Consider the following 222-nt stretch of genomic DNA (forward strand, 5'->3'; position numbering starts at 1 on the left):
AGCAAATGCCGCACATTGCACGCGGTACCGTGTACCGCAATCTGAAAATGATGGAGCGTGACGGGGAAGTTGCCCACCTGGAAATGGCCGGCGGCCCGGACCGCTACGACTGTACCCCGTTTCCTTTATAATAAGGCCAGTATACAGCAAAACGCGCCGCACGGCAAGCATGGCCGTACGGCGCGGGATTCACTGCGCATTTTTGGCGCGGCATTTGGGGCA

At 58.6% G+C, this 222-nt stretch carries 1 protein-coding gene; it reads left to right on the plus strand.

From position 1 onward, the window contains the following. Positions 1–5: 5 nt before the first annotated feature. Positions 6–131 carry a transcriptional repressor gene (locus H6B10_RS19115; protein ID WP_430661786.1) on the plus strand — a complete coding sequence of 42 codons (126 nt, stop codon included), beginning with the start codon at positions 6–8 and terminating at the stop codon, positions 129–131. Positions 132–222 lie beyond the last annotated feature (91 nt).

The organism is Gemmiger formicilis, from assembly GCF_016901605.1.
GTDB lineage: Bacteria > Bacillota > Clostridia > Oscillospirales > Ruminococcaceae > Gemmiger > Gemmiger formicilis_B.

Bases quoted from the DNA above. Each gene is read 5' to 3' on its own strand.
- H6B10_RS19115 (WP_430661786.1), top strand. From the start codon at position 6: ATGCCGCACATTGCACGCGGTACCGTGTACCGCAATCTGAAAATGATG.